This is a genomic window from Aquirufa echingensis, assembly GCF_042714525.1.
Taxonomy (GTDB): domain Bacteria; phylum Bacteroidota; class Bacteroidia; order Cytophagales; family Spirosomataceae; genus Aquirufa; species Aquirufa echingensis.
In genome coordinates, this window is record NZ_JBBKYA010000004.1 from 448,691 (window position 1) to 470,365 (window position 21,675).

A 21,675-nucleotide genomic window follows, 5' to 3' on the forward strand; every position below is an offset into this window, starting at 1 on the left:
AACTTGGATATTTTATAGTCTACATGTTCCCATTTCCCCGTAGCTTTGGCAATCCTCCAAGGTTTGCCAAAGCTAGGTGAGGCCGTAATTAAAAACGCATGTTATAAGCTAAATAGGGTATCGCCGCCTGCGCTCCCGTAGGTGTCAAAAAACCCACATCAAAGGCCGTTTTTCTACCTAAGATCCTTACACCTGCCGAAAAGATGCCCTCGTAATTAGACACCCGATTGACGAATTGGCCTGTGCCATCATCGTAATTGACCGAGGTTACATTGAATATCCAATTCTCCGACATCAACATTACGCGCTTCGATATACGCGTCATGCCGGAGAGCGTCAGCATCGGTTTGTTGGCAAATTTCCAAGTATAATCCGAAGTCCCCAATCCCGTATTTTCCTTCACAGCCCCCAAACCTAAATTCACCGTTAGATTATGCTCATGCGTCCCATAGGTCATCGAACCATATAAGGCTCCCACCCCAAAATTCAAATCACGAATTAAAGATGTCGCAAAAAGCACACCTCCGCCCAGATGTAATTTAGGTGCTACTTGATAGCCTATTTTAGGTGTTAAAAATAAAGCGAATGGCACAAGTACTCCGCCTCCCACAGAGAGATGATCGTTCAGCCCTATTTGGATGGAATTCAGTAAAAAGTAGGCGTTTTGATAATATTTATCCCCTTTTTTCAGCGGAATTGCAGACGGGCCAAAGAAATAACGGTTTGGGTGTGGATTCGCCCATCTGTTTTGGTTCGCCTTCTCGAGTCGACTTACCGACTGCACACTTTCCCAGGGAATGGTCAAAAGTCCGGTGCCGGGTAGCTCAACGCTGATACTCTTGTCGTTTTGGTGCTTTAATACGCCCTCCACGGGGGAACCTTGTTTCAACTCGATACGAACGAAGGTGGAATCTTGGGCATTTGCCAACCACGGAAGTATGAACAAGAAAAGGATAATAAGCTTTTTCATGGTGGAAGATATTTTCTGTTTGCCAAATTACAATTATTTGTCAGGTAATCCTTAGCGTTTTATGCCGTTAAATAAGTATCACTTGCTGAATAGCCATGTTTGTTGTAACATTGGTTTCGAAATTGTTTAGGATATGAAAAACCTCTTCGTATTAACGCTTGCTTTGATTGTTTTTGCATGCAGCAAATCAGCAGATCCCGCACCCACTCCGGTTGCTCCTGCGCCTACAGCCGCTGAATTAGTGAAAAAAGTGTGGTCTGCAGGTGTTGTACAATGGGACGGAACGACGCAGTTCGACAAATCCGCTTCGGCCAATTTAGTGGCGGGTTATAGCCAATTTCGATTGGATTTAACAAGTAGCACAGCAGTAAGTCTGACGGAATTCGACGGCAAGAAATTTACGGGAACGTATACATTGTCAAGTGATGCGAAGAAATTAACATTATCAGGATTAACAAGTGCGGAGGGTGCACCTTCGGGAACGAATGGAGTTTTGGAATTTACGGTTTTGTCGTCGCCATCCGCAACGAGTATGTCCATCGAAACAACGGGGACTTACATCAAAGCCAGCAGCAAAAAAGTCAAGCTTAACCTAGTTCTATAAATATAGATCTACTCTTTATATCGAGAAGGCCACGTTTGTGGCCTTTTTTTTGCCCTTCCCTTACCTTTGGCAAACCTCCCACTTACCTTTGGCAAACCTCCCACTCACCTTTGGCAAACCTGGTTGGAGGATTGCCAAAGGTGAGTGGGAGGAGATATGCCCCAAATAAAAAACTGATTAAATGAATCAGTTGCCTGATAATTTATTACACCACCAACAAGCCCATTTCCCGCAATTCCTCCCCAATTTCCCCTTGCCAAAATTGCATGAAATCACCGAGTTTCGCCTGGCTAAAGGCATTTTGGAATTCCACAAAGGTGCAAGTTTTCGATGGACCTAAGGAGACAGAAGCCAGGACTTCCACGAGCCAACTAGCTAGTTTCTCCGGAACCTGCAATTCCACTTCTTCCCGACCCGTACTCAGATGGAAAGCGTATTTGCCGCGCGTAATTTGGCCTAAAGAAGGGATGGGGCCGAGCCAACAAATTTTGGCATTCGCCTTAGGTATTTTTTCGTCCTGATGGGTTAAGATGCGCGCGATGTAATTTTTGGGAATCTGCGTCCGCGGAATTTTGAAATCAAACCACTCCTGCAGCGGCATGTCTAATCCAATGCCATGCATGTAATTAAACAAGGATTTCTTTAAGCCCTCACTAAATTGTGCATGGTCCGTTCCCTTTGGATCCGCATGTTCCAAATCATTATTGGCAAAGCTTCCCGGTTCCGGATTCAATATTTTTATGTGATACGCATCCGGATTCAAGCCCACCGGACTGTGCGCCGTCAACGCAAATTGATGCCAAAAACCGGAGTGCATCACCCCATTTTCGACGAGTTGGCGTACAACCTCCAAAGAATCCACCGTCTCTTGCGCGGTCTGCGTCGGGAATCCATACATCAAATAGGCATGGACCAAAATGCCCGCCTGCGTAAAATGATCCGCGACTTGGGCTACTTGGGCCACCGTAACTCCTTTATCAATTAAGTCCAATAAACGATCGGAAGCTACTTCCAACCCGCCCGAAACAGCAATACAGCCGGAGCGCACCAATAATTGGCATAAATCCTTCGTGAAACTTTTCTCAAATCGAATATTTGTCCACCAAACCACCGTCAAATCCCTGCGGATAATTTCCAATGCCACATCGCGCATCAAAGCTGGTGGCGCGGCTTCATCTACAAAATGGAAGCCATTGTTTCCAGTTTGGGCAATCATCGCCTCCATGCGGTCGACCAACATAGGTGCTGTCGTGGATTCATAGTTTTTGATGTAGTCCAAAGAAATGTCGCAGAAAGTACATTTGCCCCAATAACAACCATGGGCCAGCGTCAACTTATTCCACCGACCATCACTCCACAAGCGATGCATCGGATTCGCTATTTCAATGACCGATAAATAGGAACCCAAAGGCAAATCCGTGTAATCCGGAACGCCCACGTCCTTCTGCTTGACGTCTGAATCTTGAGAGCCATTTAAGTAAGTAAGTGTTCCATCGATGCAACAAAACGTGCGTTTCAAATCGCTTAATGTTCGTTCGCCCTGTAAATGCTCCAGCAAATTCATCAGCGGTGTTTCCCCATCATCCAAGGTGATGAAGTCGACGAATTCAAATACCCGTGGATCTTGTAAGGAGCGTAATTCCGTATTCGCATATCCACCACCAAAGGCGACTTTGATCTGCGGATGGTGTTTTTTGATCCATTGCCCGCAACGCAAGGCACCGTATAAATTGCCCGGAAAGGGTGCTGTGATGGCAACCAAATCGGGCTTTTCAGTTTGAATTTTTTGTTTCAGGATGCCTACCAACAGCTCATCAATGTAGGTCAAAGGCGCTTCTAATGCCTGGTTTAATTCATGAAAACTCGATGCCGATCGCCCGAGCCGTTCCGCGTACCGACTAAACCCAAAATGAGGGTCAACGGCATCAATGATTAAATCCGAAATATCTTCTAAATAAAGTGTAGCCAAATGTCGCGCTTTATCGCGCACGCCCATGCTACCAAAGGCCCATTCCAAATCTGTAACTTGCTGAAAACGTGATGCTTCCGGCAGGTAATTTTGTTCGGCAATGACATGCGCCATCGTGGGGTTTTTGTCATGTAAAAATGAAATAACAGGGTCAATCGTGAGAATGTAGGACTGTTTCAGTCGGAGCATGCGCTGCCCGTTTTCATTCAGTTTTTTGCCAGATGCCTCTATGTGCGCGAATAATCGTTGGAGTCCTACTTTCGAAAACAGTTGGAGAATGACTTCCAAACCTAAGTCGGCCTGATACGACTCCAACCCCTTCGTATTCAAGAACCCCTTCAAATAAGCCGTCGCTGGGTAGGGCGTATTTAATTGGGTAAACGGCGGGGTAATGAAAAATACCTTGGTGTTTTTTGTGCTCATGAATCATCCCTCACCTTTGGCAAACCTTGGAGGATTGCCAAAGGTACGGTGGCGGCGGGACATTTCAGCGAGAAGAGCTGATAAAGAATATCAAGAAATTGATCATTTGTTTTCACGCTCCTCACCTTTGGCAATCCTCAAACCAGGTTTGCCAAAGGTAGTGTGGGGGAGCGGAACTCTGATGGTTGTAACTCATAAAAATTATCAAGAAGCTGGTTTTTTTTCTACCAAGTATTTACCCAGCAACCCTGCACCTTTGGCAATCCTCAAACCAGGTTTGCCAAAGGTAGTGTGGGGGAGCGGAACTCTGATGGTTGTAACTCATAAAAATTATCAAGAAGCTGGTTTTTTTCTACCAAGTATTTACCCAGCAACCCTGTACCTTTGGCAATCCTCAAACCAGGTTTGCCAAAGGTAACGTGGGGGCAAGAATTGCCAAGGCTCAGTTTAATATCCACCGTGCGCTGTAGCATTTCACAAATTCCCTAAATCTTGTAACTTGCCCTTCTAAACCTATGTCGATGAAAAAAATCCTCTTCTTCCTAGCCGCAGTCTGGACTTTGCAAGCGTGTAAATCTGAAGAAACAAGTGTTTCGAATTACTTCAATTATGGTGACAGCCTCGAATCTGCAGGCGTCCGCATGATTCCCATTCAAACGCCGAAAGGCACATTCAAGGTTTGGACGAAACGATTTGGCAATAATCCCAAAATCAAAATCTTATTGCTCCATGGCGGTCCTGCCATGACGCATGAATACATGGAATGCTTCGAGACTTTTTTCCAGCGGGAGGGTTTCGAGTTTTATGAATATGACCAATTGGGGTCTTATTATAGCGACCAGCCAACGGATACGACTTTGTGGACCAACGAGCGTTTCGTGGAAGAAGTCGAGCAAGTTCGCATGGCGATCGGGGCTGATGCTTCCAATTTCTACATTTTGGGAAACTCCTGGGGTGGTATTCTGGGGATGGAATATGCGCTGAAATACCAGAAGAATCTGAAAGGTTTGTTGATCTCCAACATGGTCGCTAGCGCACCCGAATATGGAAAATATGCAGATGAAGTTTTGGCCAAACAAATGGACCCACAAATTTTAAAAGAAATCCGAGCGATTGAAGCGAAAAAAGACTTCGCCAATCCCCGCTACATGGAATTACTGATTCCGAATTTTTACCATGAACACATTTGCCGCTTGCAAGAATGGCCAGATGCCCTGAATCGCTCCTTGAAACATGCAAACGGTGTCATTTATACACAAATGCAAGGTCCCAGTGAATTTGGGATTGGAGGTTCTTTGGCAAAATGGGACATCAAAAACCGCTTAAAAGAAATCTCCGTTCCTACCTTGATGATCGGAGGGAAATATGACACGATGGATCCCAAAGCCATGGAAGCACAAAGTAAAATGGTTCAAAAAGGCTCCTATTTATATTGTCCAAACGGAAGCCATCTTTCCATGTGGGATGACCAAAAGGTCTACATGAAAGGTGTCATCGATTTCATCCACAAAGTGGATGTGGGCGCCAATTAAAATCAATCCAAGCAGTCCATCCCAATAGGTGCTCCATCAGGAATGTTAGGTGTTTGCATCGGTTTCCAATCGTTTGGATTCGCCTTAAATTGGTCGATCGTCTGAACGATGTATTTTGCCATGGCTGTCGGCTTAAGGCTATAATTTGCCCGAATCTTCTGTACAAATACTTGCACCTGCGCCGCCGCAAGGGGAGAAATACTAGGTGCATTCAATGTGTTCAATAAGGCCGAAACGACTTTAAAATTGATGGTTTCTTGCGTGGCTTGTAGATAAGAATCTGTTTGCGATTTATTAATCGTTGCTTGCATCAGCCTATCCAAAGTTTCTTCCACGCCCAATTGTTTCGAATCCACGGATTTGTTGCCAGCCAAGCGGGATAGTCGATCCGGATGCAATAAAAAGTCTAAGGTAAAATCAGCTGCCGACTCCACCGCTCCCATGGGATCAAAGGTGATGCCCGTTTTTCCTTTGAATGATTCACGCGTCCGATCGTAATTGAAGGCGCGCGGTGGGAATAATGCGAGTTTGTCCTTGGGTATGGCTAAGGTTTGTGCATCCAAAGTAGTCGTCAACGCTTGCAATGCATCGAGCTGTAAAGCAAGAGGTGCTGGTGATAAGACCATCTCTTTTCCACCCCGTACGGCATAGTTATATTCCGAACCTCCGATGATTTTGGAAACCGCCTCCGTCTGATAGCGATGTAAGAAATACAAGGGAACAAATACATCTTCTAAGTGCGAATACGTTTCATTTGGGCGGATATTGTTTGCTGAAAAGTTCGCAATGGCTTGTTGGCGAACCTTCAAAATCTTCTGCAACTCATCCACAATGGTTGTTCCATTGTCCCAAAGGTGCGCATAAATATGTGCGCCGCCCGGATTTCTTGCGTCCGCGTCCGTAATGAAACGCATTCCTTTTTCGTAAGCATTGTCCAATACTTGATTCAGCGCTGCCTGGGTTTTATGTTCTCCATAGGCATAATCGACCGAAACCTTATCCCAATCCCCTATTTTCGTATCATAGGCATGGCTGAAATCCATTTGATTGTTTTTGAACTCGATTTGCGGGTGGGGGTAATCCATCACACTGCTATTGTTGCGCGCACTCGCCGCATAATTATGGGCAAATCCGAGCGTATGGCCTATTTCATGTGCGGCTAATTGTCGAATTCTTGCCAAAGCCATCGCCATCATCGGACCATTGTTTGATCCATCCACGGCAAACGGGGCATTCATCAAGGCCTGCGCAATTAAGAAATCTTGGCGAATGCGTAGACTACCTAAGCTCACATGACCTTTCATGATTTCTCCAGTGCGCGGGTCGGCGATGCTCGCACCATACGACCAGCCGCGTGTCGAGCGATGTACCCATTGAATGACATGATAGCGCACATCCATGGGATCAGCATCTTCCGGTAATAATTTGATTTGAAAGGCATCTTTGTACCCGATGGCTTCGAATGCTTGGTTCCACCAGCGGCCTCCCTCCATCAGCGCAGAACGGATGGGTTCAGGGGTACCATTGTCCAAATAGTAAATGATAGGTTTGATTGCCTCACTCACAGCGGCTTTCGGGTCTTTTTTCTCCAAACGATGCCGCGTAATCCACTTTTTTTCAATCACTTCTTGAACCGGAGAAGCATAATCTTGAAAGGTGATCGCATTAGCTCCAGAACGAGGGTCAAAAAGGCGTGGTTGATAATTATTGTCGGGAAGTTCAATAAACGAATGGTGTTCAACCACGGTCACGTTATCTGCATTCGGAGCCACAGAACGTATTTCGGCTCCCGTTCCATTGCCAGCAAAGGTCAGTCGGGCCTCGAATTCCGTATTTTTAGGAAACGATTTGGTGCGTTCTAATGCCAAAGAGCTTTTTGATTTATCTAGGCTATAAGTACCTTGTTTCGCTTGCGCTAAGCGTTTCAAAACCCCATGTGCATCTTGCATAAGGAAGTCCGTTAAATCAATGAAATAGGATCCATTGCGTGTATATTCGATTTTAAAACCAAACAAAACCGATTTCGCAAAGGCTTGTTGGACCGATAATTTTTCTAATGCATTCGTCGTATTCGCTCGGTAACGCGTGTTGGGCTGAACGAGGAAAATTTTATTGCCCTGCTTCTCGAAAAACACAACTTGCTCATTGCCTAATTGGCCGCGGTCTAAGCCAAGGTCATTATTCCCTACGCCTTGGGCGAGTGAATAGGCATACAAAAATTCCTCGTTGAGTTTGTTGACTTCGAGATAGATTTTGTCGGCAGTATCATCGTAATAAAAATTAAAATAGCCCGGATGGGCTTTCATGGACTGGATTTTATCGGCGATTTGTGCCTGCGCACCTAGACTTAATAGGACAAAAAGAAGGACTAATTTTTTCATTTTCGTTTGTTGTTACTCCGGATAGACCGGTTTGATTTCTTGGCCAATTTGCCTATCATTGGCATGTAATTTCTAAACTTATGAAAAATATTCTATTGTTGCTTCTTTTGGCGTTTACGAGTGTAGGCCAAACGAAACCTTTGCGTATCATTTTTATTGGTGCGCACCCAGATGATTGTGATATTAAAGGCGGAGGAACGGCTGCCTTATTTGTGGAAATGGGGCATCAGGTTAAATTTCTTTCCGTCACAAATGGGGATGCCGGTCATCAAACGCAGGGAGGCGGGATGCTTGCTAAACGGCGCATTGCGGAAACGCGCGAAGTGGCGAAGCGTTTAGGCGTTTCCTACGATGTTTTGGATAATCATGATGGCGAATTGTTACCTAGCTTGGAAATTCGCTTACAAATCATTCGAAAAATAAGGGAATGGAAGGCGGATGTCGTGATTGCGCCTAGGTCAAATGATTACCATCCGGATCATCGCTATACGGGAATATTGGTTCAAGATGCCGCGTTTATGGTGGGTGTTCCCAATGTCGCTCCGGATGTAGAACCGCTCCGCAAAAACCCGGTATTTCTCTATTATCAAGATAATTTCAAGAAACCCAATCCTTTCCAACCCGACATTGCTGTGGACATTACGCCCGTAATTGCCAAGAAGTTGGCCGGCCTCGATGCCCATCAATCGCAGTTTTATGAGTGGTTGCCTTGGATCGGGAATTATGAATCCGAGGTGCCCAAGGATCCAGCTAAATACAAAGATTGGTTATTGCAAAAACGTGTGTTGAAACCCAATCCCGAAGTACAAAAGAGCCTAGTAAAATGGTATGGGGAAACGCGTGCTGCCAAAGCGCTTTATGCGGAAGCCTTTGAAATCTGTGAATATGGCACACAGCCAAGTGAAGCGGAAATTCGGAACTTGTTTCCCATGTTGAAATAAATCAGATACAAATGAAAAATACCTTATTATTCATTGCGTTCCTGCTGTCTTTTAGCTTGAATGCTCAAAACTGGAAACCACTTTTCAACGGCAAAGATTTGACCGGTTGGAAACACGTAGGAGGCGGCTCTCGTTTCGTTGAGAATGGCTTGCTCGCTAGCAAAGGCGGCATGGGCCTCTTGTATTGGACTGGCGGAAAATTAGGCAATTGCCAAATCAAAGTCGTTTACAAAATGCAGAAATTCAATAGCAATGCCGGCATTTTTGTGAAAGTTCCTATCGAGCCCAAAGAGGAATGGATGCCCGTATTTTATGGCTATGAAGTACAAATCGATAACCACCCTGAAACTTCCGGCGAGGATGAATATCACATCAGTGGCACGCTTTATGCTTTTACGAAACCCAAAAGCAAACCCGGGAAACCGGGTCCCGAGTGGAATACCATGTTGATCACCTTGGACGGACCGCGGACGATTGTGCACCTCAACGATGAACTCGTGACGGATTACCGGGAAGGGGAACCTGTGCCGGCAAGGAAATTTGATTTTGAACCTTACCCAGGACGCCGACCGGATTCCGGGTATTTTGGCTTGCAGAATCATGGCGATGAAGATGTCGTGTATTTCAAAGAAGTTTCTGTTAGACCCTTGAAAAAATGAAACGTTCCGAATTTATAAAGAAAAGTACCTTCGCTTCGGCGGGTTTTTTTATTGTTCCCCGCCATGTCTTGGGAGGTAAAGGATTTGTCGCACCCAGTGATCAATTGGTCATCGCGGCCATTGGTTGCGGAGGCGAGGGGGATAATGATATCCAGCATTTAGCCAAAACACCCAATAACAATTCGACCATCGGTTTTCTATGCGATGTGGATCAGCGACAAGCCGCTCCGAAACGCAAGCAATTTCCGAAGGCCAAATTTTACGAAGATTGGCGGGAATTGTTCGACAAAGAAGGTCAGCATTTTGATGCGGTCACGGTAGCGATTCCGGATCATAACCATGCCTTGGTGGGACTGCGTGCCATGCAGATGAAAAAGCATTTGTATTTGCAGAAGCCTTTGACCCATGACATTCATGAAGCTCGAATTATTACACAGGCTGCATCGAAATACAAAGTCGTTACCCAAATGGGCGATCAAGGCGCATCTTGTGAGGGCATGCAAACCATGCGCGAATGGATCGAAGCGGATTTGATTGGTGAGATTTCCAAAGTCTATTGCTGGACCGACCGGCCCGTTTGGCCACAAGGCATTGCCTGGCCGAAAACCCCGAGTCGGATCCCGAAAGAATTAAACTGGGATTTATGGTTGGGCACCGCACCAAAAACAAATTACATAGAGAATCTTGTGCCCTTCAACTGGCGCGGTTGGTGGGAATTTGGGACAGGTGCCTTGGGTGACATGGGATGTCACATCATGGGACCGCCGTTTAAATTATTGAATTTGGGCTATCCACATGAGGTATCGGGAAGTGCTTCCACGACCTACAGTGGCGTATTTAAGGAGTCGGCCTATCTGGAAAGCGGTCCTATTTCGAGTTCCTTGAAATACCGGTTTACGATGAACAACGGCAAGGATTTGGATTTGTATTGGATGGATGGCGGGATTACGCCGGAGCGTTTGCAGGCTTTGGCACCCGACGTGAATATGAATGATGCACTTGGGGATTATCCGGGTGAAAATGATTTTGAGGGTTCAACCTTATTTATGGGGACCAAAGGCGTTATTGCCTGTGGATGGGGTGGTTCACATCCCCGCTTGTTTTCGAAGGAATTGCAAGAAGCGGCGAGTCACATCCCGCAAAAATATGCCCGCGTGAAAGGTGGGATGGATGGACACTGGTGGCAGTGGATCGATGCGAGTATCGCGGGTTATGGTAATATGGAGGTGAGTTCTCCTTTTGAAGGCTATGGTGGACCGTTGACGGAAACCGTGTTATTGGGTAATTTATTGTTGAGGAGCTTCAACATCCGCGAAAAGGTCAAAAAGATGGATCCCGTGTATGGTGCCATGGAAGGTTATTCCTATAGTGGTCGCTACAAGGCGCTTAAATGGGATGGGGCCAACATGCGTGTCACCAATTACGAACCGGCGAATCAGTTTCTACGGAGAACCTACCGACAAGGATGGGGTGATTTGGTGCTTTAATCGAAGATCCGCTTGTTTGAAACCAAAGGTTTGGCCCAAAAACCAATGCTAAAAATATAGCCCATGCTCAGAAACAGGATACTCATACCTGTTTTTAGGCCAAAAATATCGCCAATTCCCCCGACAATGAAGGGAAAAATGGCGCCACCCACGATGCCGGTAACGATGATGCCGGCGAAGGATCCATGGTGTTCGGAGACTGAATTTAGGGCCAACGAAAAAATGATGGGGTACATGACCGAGGCAAAAAATCCGATCAGCGGGAAAGCGATTAGCGCCATGGTGGCGTTCCCGTAGAGCGCAAAAGCGAGCGCTATCATAGCTAGAAACGTGAAAGCTACCAGTACAATTCGGCTGTCTAATAATTTCAATAAAACAATGCCTAAGATACCTCCGGCGGTCATCAGACCCCAGTAATAGGCAATCGTATTGGCGCCGTCGGTCTGCGGATTTAATCCATGGTAGGTTTGGAGGAATTGCGAAATCCATGTCGCGATTCCCTGTTCGGTACCTACATAGCAGAGCATGGCTAAGAAGTACAAAATCACTTGTTTGTTTTTGAAGAGTTCGAGGTGGATGGCAATGGCACCCGGTTTCTCGTCTTGGGCTAATTCGACTTTGGGAAATGGGGTGCTAACGGTTACGAACATCATGACCGCCGAAATGCCAATAAAAAGGATGTATAAACTAAGCCAGGGCAGGTTTATGCCAATGAAATATTGATAGACCATCGGACTTAAAAACGAGGCAAAGCCAAAGATTAACTGCGCCCAAACCGAATAATTCGTATAATGTTCTTCGCCACCTGCGGTTCTTAGCAGCGGATTGATCACAACCTGTAACATCGCCATGCCACTGCCGATGAGGAAAAGGGATAATAAGGCAGTTAGGTAATGCGGCGACAAAACGATGAGTAGGGATCCTAACGTTGCTAGGCCAAAAGCCATCAACATCACTTTTTTCTCATGGAATGTTTCGAGCAAAATTCCTGCCGGAATGGACGTAACGCCGTAGGCAATGAAAAAGGCAAAGGGGAGAAGCGATACGAGCGTTAAACTTAAATCAAAAGTCCGAATGAGATCTGGGATGATGGGCCCAATGATGTTCGAAATAAATGAAATCACGAAGAAAGTCAATAAGATGACTGAGACAAGCTGTTTGTTTTTCATAACCTTACCTTTGGCAATCCTCCAACCAGGTTTGCCAAAGGTACAGGGGTATTTTGATTTTTGATGGGTGCCAACTGATAATTATTATCAAGAATCTGATTGTTTGATTTCTATGCCTAATTTTTTGATTCCGCAAGGCTACCTTTGGCAATCCTTCAACCAGGTTTGCCAAAGGTAAGAGCTTTGGCTTATTTAAAATAATTCTAAATAAGCTTGCATTTGTAATCTGTCACATGTAGTTTTGGTCATTATTTATAATTAGTCTAAACAAACATAAGTATATGATCCGCCTAATAATTCTTTTAATTTGTTCGTTTACAGTTGTTTATGGTCAGCAAGCCTCTTTGGAAGGTGTTGTTCGAGATGCCAAACAGCAAGTTGTTCCGGGTGTTTCTGTTCGATTGATCGAGTTGAAGCGCGGAAAGCCATCGGATGTTGATGGGAAATTCAATTTTCAAGGCTTGAAGCCGGGTATGTACACCTTGCAAGCTTCATTTGTAGGATATAAAACCTTGCAAGAAAAAGTAAATCTGGTCGCAGATAAAGCACTTCATTTGGATTTGGAATTGGTTGAGGCAAGCAATGATTTGAAAGAAATTGTTGTCGTAGGCTATGTGAGTCAAAACGAGAAGCCAATCACCATCGGAAAATTGCCTATCAAACCCATGGATTTGCCGCAAAGTGTGGTGACGCTCGATAAAAGTTTGTTGGAGGCCCAACAGGTCAACCGAATGAGTGATGTATTGATGAACACAAATGGCGTTTATATTTTCGGTGCTACGGGTGGCTACCAAGAGGAAATTGCCGCGCGGGGTTTTTCGATGGCGAGTTCAAATACCTTTAAGAATGGAATGCGCTATGCGAACGGAATGATTTCGGAATTGAGTGGAGTGGAGAAAGTGGAGATTCTGAAAGGTAGTGCTGCGATTCTGTATGGAAATGTGGCCGCTGGGGGTGTGCTAAATTTGGTGACCAAGAAACCTAAATTCAATTTCGGGGGAGAAATAAGTCTTCGTACGGGTTCATGGGGTATGTACAAGCCTTCCGTCGACGTATATGGTGGACTTTCCAAAAACATCGCCGTTCGCTTAAATGCGAGTGCCGAGCAGGCAAATAGTTTTCGGGTAGGTGTTTCCTCGGAACGCGTATATGTGAATCCGTCAATCTTGTTTAAGCTAGGTAAAAAGACGGAATTGATTGTGGAAGGGGATTATTTGGCCGACCAAAGAACGCCTGATTTCGGTGCTGGAATCATTAATTACCAAATTGTTGATATTCCCCGGGAACGATTTTTAGGCGTTGCCTGGTCGAATATTAAATCATCTCAAAGTTCTATTACGACTACTTTGACACATCAAATCAATGAAAATTGGACACTAAAATGGATGAATGGCTGGCGCCAAAATGCCAGTAATCTTTTCTCCAACACGCGTCCGAATGCTGGCACCTTAATCTCAGCAAACGGCCAATGGATTCGAAATTTACAGAAATCTGAGGTAGAGGAAAGCTATGGAATAACCCAATTGGATTTAATTGGCTCATTGAATTTGGCAGGGATGAAACATCAAGTATTAGTTGGTCTAGATTCGGATTTTTATAACACGGATACCTATGCCTATAATCAATTTGCGCGATACGACACCATCAATGTGTATGCGAGTAGCTTAAAGACTAGTCGGTCAGATCAACCTACCATGACTCCGTTTACTAAAACGATGGCTCCTATTCGTCGCTTAGGTGTTTATGCGCAGGATCTTATTCATATTAATGGACAGTGGAAAATTTTGGCGGGCTTGCGTTATTCATACCAACAAACTTTGAGCGATGTTTATGCCTATGCGACTGGCAAAACTACATCGACGTCTAATTTTGATGGGGCATTTTCACCTCGTTTGGGAATCGTATATAAACCTTCGTTGGACCATGCCTTGTTTGCCAGTTATTCGAATTCATTCACCTTGAATACGGGAGTGGATATCAATAATCAGGCTTTGCCTCCATCTTTAATTGATCAGTATGAAGTAGGGGCAAAGAATGAATTATGGGATGGGTTGATTTCTGTTAATTTGACCGCTTACCGGATATTGAATAATAATTTAGCCCAAAATGCCCTACTCAACGCGACCACGTATTCCTATGTCAAAGAAATGGCAGGTTCCGTGCAAAGTGAGGGCGTCGAATTGGATGTGATGTCTAAACCAATAGCAGGTTTTACGCTATCGGGTGGGTATAGTTTCAATGAAACGAAGTATGTCAAAAGTAATACCTATATCGAAGGAAGCTTATTGAAATATAACCCACGTCATACTGCGAATTTAGGCGTTCAATATCGTTATCAAGGTTTTCAATTAGGCTTGACGGCGGTGTATATCGGCGAACGGTTTGCGGGGCGGTCGACGCGTGTGCTGGTGGCGAATGATGCCTACAGACTCATTGCGCTTCCAGCTTATGTGCAAGCAGATTTAACAGCGGGCTATACGTTCAAGAAAATGTCCTTGCGGGCTCGCGTGGCGAATTTGGGAGATGTGTTGAGTTACAATGTTCACGATGATAATTCTGTGAATCCCATTGCCCCTCGGAATTATAGTTTGACCTTGACCTATGGGTGGTAATACCCCCTCTTACCTTTGGCAAACCTGGTTGGAGGATTGCCAAAGGTAGGGGTTTAGCGTGATTTAAATGTAAAGGCCAACTGATAATGCTGGCCAATTAACTGATAATCAATACAAACTAATCGGTCAAGTCCACAATCCTCCGTACCTTTGGCAATCCTCCAACCAGGTTTGCCAAAGGTAAGGGAGCACTAAAACAAAATTCATGTCAAAAATCAAAAGCACCCTTGTGCTAACAGCAGCGCTACTTTCATTCAGTTTTTTAAGTACAGCGCAGAAAAGAAATTTAACCTTGTCGCTCATGCCTGATTCCTATGCCGTTTGTAGGCTGGCACCCGATTCCAAAGTGCCTGAATGGGCGTACCAAGGAAGCTTCTACTCCATTTCAAAAACGAATGATGAGTTGTCGATCGTAGTCGATCAGCGATTTGCACCGGCAGGAATAAAGAAAGCAGAAAACTGGAAAGGGTTTAAGATTGAAGGTCCACTTGACTTTTCGATTACGGGTATATTAGCGGCATTGTCGAAGACCTTAGCTGATAATCAAATTCCCTTGTTTTGTGTGAGTACGTTTGATACGGATTATATCTTGGTGGAAAGCAAGTACTACGAAAAAGCGAAAATGGTGTTGGCCAAAGAAAACACAATCAAGTAATTGATAAAATAAAAAAAGGAGGACATCATGTCCTCCTTCCCCCGTACCTTTGGCAAACCTGGTTTGAGGATTGCCAAAGGTAAGTGCGGGTTATTTCGCGATACTTCCCCAAGCTAAATGACGGAATTTTTCATTAAATCGCGTAGGTTCAGGTGCAATTTGTAGGAACACCATTCCAAGCATGTCTTCCTTGCGGTCCACCCAAAATTGCGTTCCAAAATATCCTTTCCAGAAATATGTTCCCGCTGAGATTGTCTCGAATTTCGTTTGTTCCTCAGGATAAACATAAACGGTAACGCCCGCTTTGAACTGCGATCTACCCGTAACGCCTTTGGCAACTCCATCATTCGTCGCCACATCGAATAAAGGTTTCTCGATCATCTCAACCGTTTTCTTACTCAAAATGCGTGCGCCATCCAATTCTCCATAGTTAAGGATCATTTGGAAGAATCGAGCATAATCGTCTACATTGCTAACAATGTCCGTTCCACCCATGGCTAATGACGTGTTCGTGTTCTTGTAGTAGTCCATCGACATGTCTGCTGAAAACCCTAATAATTTCTTGCCTACTTCATCCGTGTAGACGCTCTTTTTCCCCGATTTGTCCTGCGTGTAAACCTGCGCCATGTTTTTCCATTCGTTTGGCGTAACACCTACAAACGTTCTTGTCATTTTTAAGGGCGTAAAGATTTCTTGGCGAAGGAAGTCGGCAAAGGTACGGCCATCCAAAACCTCAATCACACGACCTAATACTTCGAGATTCATGCCGTATGTCCAGCTCTCCCCGGGCTCATGAACCAACGGTAATTTTGCCACACCGCGAATAATTTCCGCGATGGTTAATTTTGTGTCCCCCTTGGGGAAAGCGATCGTAATGCCCGCATTCAAATAGCCCTCGCGGCCTAAACTTGAGAAGGGTGGATAGGCAATGCCCGACGTATGTGTAAATACGTGCTTCATCAAGATCTTGTTTTTAGCAGGTCGTGTGATGAATTGATGTTTCAAGGTATCGTATCCGACCAAAATTTGCATATTGGCAAATTCAGGTAAAATCGTTTCCAAAGGCGTATCCATTGTGAATAGTCCTCTTTCGAATAATTTAAGGCCTGCAACGCCGGTAATAATTTTGGTCATACTCGCCATCCGGAAAAGGTGGTCGGTGCGCATCGCTTCACCCGTTTCGAGGTTCGCTTTGCCAAAAGCTTTTTTGTAAGCAACTTTCCCATGTCGGACGATCATGCCAATCGACCCAGGAATGTGTTGATTTTCTGATTCTTTTGCCAAAAAGGCATCGACGCGTGCAAGTCCTTCTTTGGATAAACCGAGATGGACCGGGTCACCTGCAGGTAGATTTTGAGCAAGGCTGCCAAAGGAAATAAGGGCAACGAAAAGGAGTAAAGTGTGTTTCATCGGATGGAGTAATTTGTGTTAATCAAGATACTGATAATATAACAAAAGGAGGACTCGTTATCCTCCTTTCCCCGTACCTTTGGCAAACCTTGGAGGATTGCCAAAGGTAAAGGAGTTTGATGAAATATGATTATTGCATGATTTCGTTAATCTTCTTCGTGTCATAGCGTAACCATTCAACCACCTGCTTGCCATCTTTGATGCCGTCTACTGAGTGGATGATGACTTTCACCGACTTGTCTCCACGCGTTAATGTGAACCAAGCATATGCGTAGACAAAATGATTGCAATCGAAGTATCCTTTTTCGTTGTAAATCGTTTCTGTGATATTCGGGATGGAATCCAACTTCATCGTAATTCCTTTCGCTTTGAAAGCGGTGAATAAGGAAACGTTTTGGTCTAATGTAATCGTATCCGCGTTGTCATAAAAGACCGCATCTTCCGAATAGGTAGCACGATAGGTTACAGAATCCCCATCGCTTAAGGCTTGCATCGATTTCTTGGCTAAATCGATGTTGGCCGACTTGTCTATTACATAACCTACAGCACCTTCTGGCAACTTACTTTCTTGTTTAGAACAAGACATCATTCCGCCTGCGATTAGGCAAGCAAAAATCATTAATTTTTTCATGATTGTTGGGTTTAAAATGGCCGACTCATGCGAGTCGGCCTGGAAAATTTAGAACTAGTTAAATGTACCTACCGCGTATTGTAACAATACAGATTGGTTGATGCTACGTAAATCCCCTACTTTTTTAGTGAATTGTTCAGGAGTCAGATTCATGTATTTTTTTGCTCCATTGATGTAGACTGGGCTTGAATCAAAGTCAAATTTGGACAAGTCTTTGAAGAAAGTTAGCGTTGTGAATTGGCCAGATCCTTCATAGGAGATAGGTGTCAAATGTTGTAAAAATGCCCATTCCTGAATGTTGTCAGCTTTGATTCGATCTGTTTGAATGGCTTTAACTTGTTTTTCGAAATCCAAGTAGGCAAAATAGTTTTGTTGTGTGACTTTCATTGTTTCCATCAATATGATCGAATTCAAATCATTGGATGGACCTGTTGTTTCTATAACCTTAGTCAATTTGTTGCGAACAATCGATTGAACCTTTAACGTTTCATCCATTAAAGAATAAAAACTTGGATCTTCTTTCATTAAGGCTGTTCCCATATCCGCTGGATATTGTGTAAGCTTGTTTAAATCTTCTGAAGCATTTAGGGATACATAATCATAATCCACCGATTCCGATTTGTATTCATTCATAATTGGATAAACAGCCCAGGCGCCAATTAGGCCTGCAGCCTTACGTTTCAAATGAATAACTTTCCATTTCTTTTCGAGCGCCATGGCCTCATCAATTGTGTGGCCGGGCTTTAATTTGTGAAAAGCAATGTTGATATAATAGGTCTTGTTTTGTGCGAATGTGCTCGCTGTGATTGCAAAAAATGCAAGGAATAATAGAGTAAGTTTTTTCATGGTTTTTGGGGTTTAAAATATTGTCCGTGTGCGATGTGCACACGGACTTAATTGGTTATTTTTTTGTTTTTTCTTTAGAAAATTGAGTGATTTGATCGATCTTACCCGCAAGATTAAACCGGAAAACTTCAATTAAATCTTTGTCCCAAACGCTACCATCTTTCAATACACGTTTCTCAGAAGAGTAAACGATAATGCCAGATACGGGATCGGTATTTTGCAATTTGAATGGAAGGATTAAACCGGGTTTCCAATCCAAAGATTTAAATTCAGCAAATGTAGCAGGAATCATAGCTTTCGTTAGTTTAGATGTTGAGCCATCAAATCCCTCAATTGTTACTTCATCTGCAATTACTTCCGAAAATGCTTTAACATCCATCGCATTCCAAGCTTTCGCTAATTTTTCAATGGCTTCTACTTCGCCACGGTTTGAGAATTCGAGTGGACGTCCATCAACTTCTGACCCCGGTTTCTGCGCAATGTATTTACCACCATATGTTTTTCCATATTCATTGGTTTTTGGAATCGAATAGTACTGTGTAAATCCTGAGATTTTGCCAGCTTTATCTACTTGAAATAATTCAAATAAGTTTAAATTTTGCTTCGAGCCATTTTTATAAATGCGCTCTTCCGTTGATTGCAATAGGACAACTTCTGTTTTTTGACCCTCAGCATATAAGGGAAGAATTGCCATAGGTTTGTTTACGACGGATTGATATTCCGCATGTCCTTTTTGATTCGCTTCAGCGTATTTCTTAATCATTTCATCAGACCACAAGGCAGTCTCTGCAGCAGAGTTATTTGCGTTGTAAGCTTTTACTGCTTCCAAAACAACGTTGCTGCTTTTTTCAGAACCGAACTTGAAGGGTTTCCCTTGGCTATCGCCAACAAATATTTTGCCAGCTGTTTGCGCTTTTACGAAGAATACTGAGGCTACTAAGGCCCCTAATAGAACTAGTTTTTTCATGTGTTTTTTGATTATTAATTAAGGAAAGCAAGAACGAAAGTTTGATTCCCTTTTCGAATAATTTCAATGGGCAATTTGTACCCTTTTGCATTTTTGGGAACAGATTAATTATGCCTACACAGGCATTTCGGATATGCGTTTTATACTTTTGAACACAAACCAAACATATTCTGTATGAAAAAAATAATTATGCTCGTGTTTGCGGCAGGAACCTTATTTTCTTGCACGACACAAAGTGAACAAAATGAAAAAGTAGCAGCGGAAAATGTTGCCAATTACGGTCACGTATGGGATGTTGTTATCAATGAAGGACGTAGTAATATTTTAGATACGGCCTACGCTGAAAATGTGGTATTGCATACCGTACCTGAAATTAAAGGAAAGGCAGCTGCTAAAGCCTATTACGAAAACTACATCACGGGATTTTCTGATCGGGAATTTATTGTGAAAGAATCTTTCGCATCAGGAAATAAATTGGTTAAATACTGGCAGTTCAAAGGAAAACACACAGGTAATTTCTTTGGGATTCCTGCCACTGGTAAATCGGTGGATGTAATCGGTTGCACGATTGCGACGATCATCGGAGGTAAGATTACGGAGGAACAAGACTTTTTTGATAACCTCGAGTTTTTCAAACAGTTAGGGTTGAAAGCTCCGTAATTTTAGATGAAGTAGGTAGTTTTTAAAGCCCCTTGCTAGTTAGCAGCGGGCTTTTTTGATTTGATGAAAGCGGATGGGGTAACGCCTTGTCGGCTTTTAAATGCATCAATGAATTTAGATCTCGACTGGAAACCCGCTTCGGCGGATAGCGCTTCAATCGTATAGACTGCTGCGTGACCATCTTCAATCAATTTCACCACATATTCGATTCGTTGGTCATTTTTCCATTCACCAAATGTCTTCTGCAGGTCACTGTTGAAATAGGCAGAAAGGTTTCGTTCAGGAATCTTCAGGTCAAATGACATTTGCGATAAGGTAAAATCCTTTTTGATGAAGGGGGCCGATTTCAAATAATCAATCAATTGCAGCTCGAATTCTGGGGTGTTCTCCAGGGGTTTAACCTGTTTGGCAAAACTTGATTTGATTTTCTGGAAAGTTGAAGCCTCGTCCAAATCCAAGGAATAAGAAATGTTCCCATACAAAATATTGGGAAAGAGGAATAAGAAGAAATTTTGGATAAAAAATCCACCCCCACAAATACGAAAGAAGTGTTCTTCGCTAAATATACTTTGGGAAGAAATACCTAAAATATAAACCGGTTTAAAATACAAGGTAATCATATGGCCTAAACTTGTGGAGGCGATGATCACTTGTAAGGTGATTAAGGTGAAAAACCAGCGTTGGATGATGGGATGGTTAGTTGGGATCATGCCATATTTTTTCAGCAACATTTGTTTGTTCCAAAAGAAATACCCGATCGAGACGAAGGCATACAAAATCACATGAATCGATCGTCCATAGAGCAATTGCTCAAAGGTGACCCAGTTGAAATTGAGTCGGTAATCCTCCGTGAAATTCACGATTTGATGTGCCATTTGGGTTTTGATTGCCAAAGGCTGCAGGGTGAAGGGGAGGGTGGCGATGCCAACAAATATAGCCGGGATCAGGTGTAAAGAATCCTGCCAGGTAAATGCTTTGTTTTCGGAAACGGTGTGCTTGACGTAATAGAATAGGGTAGGGCCTAATAGGAAAGAGAGCGGTAGGAAATGCACAAAACAGATACCTTCCCAAAACTCCATCTTGCTGTAATGCAAACCGAAATAGACCATCACCACGAGGTTGCAGCACAGGAAAAAGAGTGCTAAAAAGATGTTCGACCTGTTTAATGAACTGAGGTAATACAGCAGGATGAACGAGGTAAAGATGCCAAAAACGGGCGCAAGTATTTCCAAATGAACTAGTTAATTAACGAAAGATAATCAAAACGAATTAAATTCTCCACCCCTTACCTTTGGCAAACCTGGGAGGATTGCCAAAGGTAGTGGGAATAGAATTATTTTTAATTGACAAAACTGATAATTTCGCATAATTACATCTTCGCGCTTAAGCAGCATTTTAATTCGAATGCCGTTCGATGACTTATGTTGGGGATCATAAAGTGTCCCCCTGTCTTCAATTGAATATGCAGCTCCGTAAAAAGATTTTTCTTTACTAAAGTGACGGAATCTATTTCCTTGTATAAAATCCGGTGCGTACACTGGCTGAATTGAAAGAGCGATAACGTGTCGATTTCAATTTGGCTTGCCCCTACATATATTTTGTGTTTGGTGCATCCCAAAAGGGTGCTAAACCATGGACTTTGAAACGTGTGTTGCATGGGAAAATCGATTTGCTCAAATATAGGTCAAAACCGTTTAATCAGCAAAATCCAAATGTGTTCAAATACTTTATAGCCAATGACTTAGGTTTTTTTGCCAAC

18 protein-coding genes are annotated in these 21,675 nt (G+C 43.6%); 9 read left to right on the plus strand and 9 right to left on the minus strand.

Annotated elements, in window-relative coordinates; all coding sequences use genetic code 11:
- Positions 1–88 precede the first annotated feature (88 nt).
- A complete protein-coding gene (locus SKC38_RS09915; protein ID WP_377976978.1) occupies positions 89–970 on the minus strand; it encodes a hypothetical protein in 882 nt (293 codons plus the stop codon).
- A gap of 133 nt (positions 971–1,103) precedes the next feature.
- Here SKC38_RS09915 and SKC38_RS09920 point away from each other — a divergent pair, with 133 nt between their 5' ends.
- Positions 1,104–1,574, plus strand: a complete 471-nt coding sequence (locus SKC38_RS09920; RefSeq protein ID WP_377976979.1) for a hypothetical protein — start codon at positions 1,104–1,106, stop codon at positions 1,572–1,574.
- A gap of 205 nt (positions 1,575–1,779) precedes the next feature.
- Here the strand turns inward: SKC38_RS09920 and SKC38_RS09925 are convergent, their stop codons facing one another.
- Positions 1,780–3,966: a B12-binding domain-containing radical SAM protein gene (locus SKC38_RS09925; protein ID WP_377976980.1), complete on the minus strand. Its 2,187-nt coding sequence runs from the start codon at positions 3,964–3,966 to the stop codon at positions 1,780–1,782.
- Between SKC38_RS09925 and SKC38_RS09930 the strand changes: the two genes are divergently transcribed.
- Both SKC38_RS09930 and SKC38_RS09935 read left to right on the plus strand, forming a co-directional pair.
- Positions 3,935–4,384: a hypothetical protein gene (locus SKC38_RS09930; protein ID WP_377976981.1), complete on the plus strand. Its 450-nt coding sequence runs from the start codon at positions 3,935–3,937 to the stop codon at positions 4,382–4,384. The genes SKC38_RS09925 and SKC38_RS09930 overlap by 32 nt on opposite strands.
- Positions 4,385–4,487: 103 nt before the next feature.
- Entirely contained in the window at positions 4,488–5,498 is a 1,011-nt protein-coding gene (locus SKC38_RS09935; RefSeq protein ID WP_377976982.1) for a proline iminopeptidase-family hydrolase, read from the plus strand.
- A 2-nt stretch (positions 5,499–5,500) separates the two neighbouring features.
- Here the strand turns inward: SKC38_RS09935 and SKC38_RS09940 are convergent, their stop codons facing one another.
- Positions 5,501–7,879: a zinc-dependent metalloprotease gene (locus tag SKC38_RS09940; RefSeq protein WP_377976983.1), complete on the minus strand. Its 2,379-nt coding sequence runs from the start codon at positions 7,877–7,879 to the stop codon at positions 5,501–5,503.
- Between the two features lie 80 nt (positions 7,880–7,959).
- Here SKC38_RS09940 and SKC38_RS09945 point away from each other — a divergent pair, with 80 nt between their 5' ends.
- The 3 genes from SKC38_RS09945 to SKC38_RS09955 are packed head-to-tail and all read left to right on the plus strand — an operon-like array spanning position 7,960 to position 10,966.
- Positions 7,960–8,820, plus strand: coding sequence for a PIG-L deacetylase family protein (locus SKC38_RS09945; protein WP_377976984.1), 861 nt, complete (start codon positions 7,960–7,962; stop codon positions 8,818–8,820).
- Positions 8,821–8,831: 11 nt separating this feature from the next.
- A complete protein-coding gene (locus SKC38_RS09950; RefSeq protein WP_377976985.1) occupies positions 8,832–9,479 on the plus strand; it encodes a 3-keto-disaccharide hydrolase in 648 nt (215 codons plus the stop codon).
- Positions 9,476–10,966 carry a Gfo/Idh/MocA family protein gene (locus SKC38_RS09955; RefSeq protein WP_377976986.1) on the plus strand — a complete coding sequence of 497 codons (1,491 nt, stop codon included), beginning with the start codon at positions 9,476–9,478 and terminating at the stop codon, positions 10,964–10,966. The genes SKC38_RS09950 and SKC38_RS09955 overlap by 4 nt, the downstream gene beginning before the upstream one ends.
- Here SKC38_RS09955 and SKC38_RS09960 read toward each other — a convergent pair.
- A complete protein-coding gene (locus SKC38_RS09960) occupies positions 10,963–12,135 on the minus strand; it encodes an MFS transporter (protein ID WP_377976987.1) in 1,173 nt (390 codons plus the stop codon). The two genes, SKC38_RS09955 and SKC38_RS09960, sit on opposite strands and share 4 nt — an antisense overlap.
- 281 nt (positions 12,136–12,416) lie before the next feature.
- On the opposite strand from SKC38_RS09960, the gene SKC38_RS09965 reads away from it, so the two are divergent.
- Together SKC38_RS09965 and SKC38_RS09970 are read left to right on the plus strand one after the other, a co-directional pair.
- Entirely contained in the window at positions 12,417–14,747 is a 2,331-nt protein-coding gene (locus SKC38_RS09965) for a TonB-dependent siderophore receptor (RefSeq protein ID WP_377976988.1), read from the plus strand.
- Positions 14,748–14,952: 205 nt separating this feature from the next.
- Entirely contained in the window at positions 14,953–15,402 is a 450-nt protein-coding gene (locus SKC38_RS09970; RefSeq protein WP_377976989.1) for an ACT domain-containing protein, read from the plus strand.
- 90 nt (positions 15,403–15,492) lie between these two features.
- Here SKC38_RS09970 and SKC38_RS09975 read toward each other — a convergent pair whose 3' ends face one another.
- The 4 genes from SKC38_RS09975 to SKC38_RS09990 form a co-directional block, all read right to left on the minus strand.
- Entirely contained in the window at positions 15,493–16,812 is a 1,320-nt protein-coding gene (locus SKC38_RS09975; RefSeq protein WP_377976990.1) for a serine hydrolase domain-containing protein, read from the minus strand.
- 130 nt (positions 16,813–16,942) lie between these two features.
- The gene (locus SKC38_RS09980) at positions 16,943–17,443 is read right to left on the minus strand and encodes a hypothetical protein (protein WP_377976991.1); all 501 of its coding nucleotides are present in this window, start codon (positions 17,441–17,443) and stop codon (positions 16,943–16,945) included.
- A gap of 54 nt (positions 17,444–17,497) precedes the next feature.
- A complete protein-coding gene (locus SKC38_RS09985) occupies positions 17,498–18,289 on the minus strand; it encodes a hypothetical protein (protein ID WP_377976992.1) in 792 nt (263 codons plus the stop codon).
- A 55-nt stretch (positions 18,290–18,344) separates the two neighbouring features.
- The gene (locus tag SKC38_RS09990) at positions 18,345–19,256 is read right to left on the minus strand and encodes a nuclear transport factor 2-like protein (protein WP_377976993.1); all 912 of its coding nucleotides are present in this window, start codon (positions 19,254–19,256) and stop codon (positions 18,345–18,347) included.
- Positions 19,257–19,430: 174 nt separating this feature from the next.
- Here SKC38_RS09990 and SKC38_RS09995 point away from each other — a divergent pair, with 174 nt between their 5' ends.
- Positions 19,431–19,916 (plus strand): ester cyclase, encoded by a 486-nt coding sequence (locus tag SKC38_RS09995; protein WP_377976994.1) that lies wholly within the window; start codon positions 19,431–19,433, stop codon positions 19,914–19,916.
- Between the two features lie 35 nt (positions 19,917–19,951).
- Here the strand turns inward: SKC38_RS09995 and SKC38_RS10000 are convergent, their stop codons facing one another.
- Entirely contained in the window at positions 19,952–21,148 is a 1,197-nt protein-coding gene (locus SKC38_RS10000; RefSeq protein WP_377976995.1) for a helix-turn-helix domain-containing protein, read from the minus strand.
- Positions 21,149–21,675: the final 527 nt, after the last annotated feature.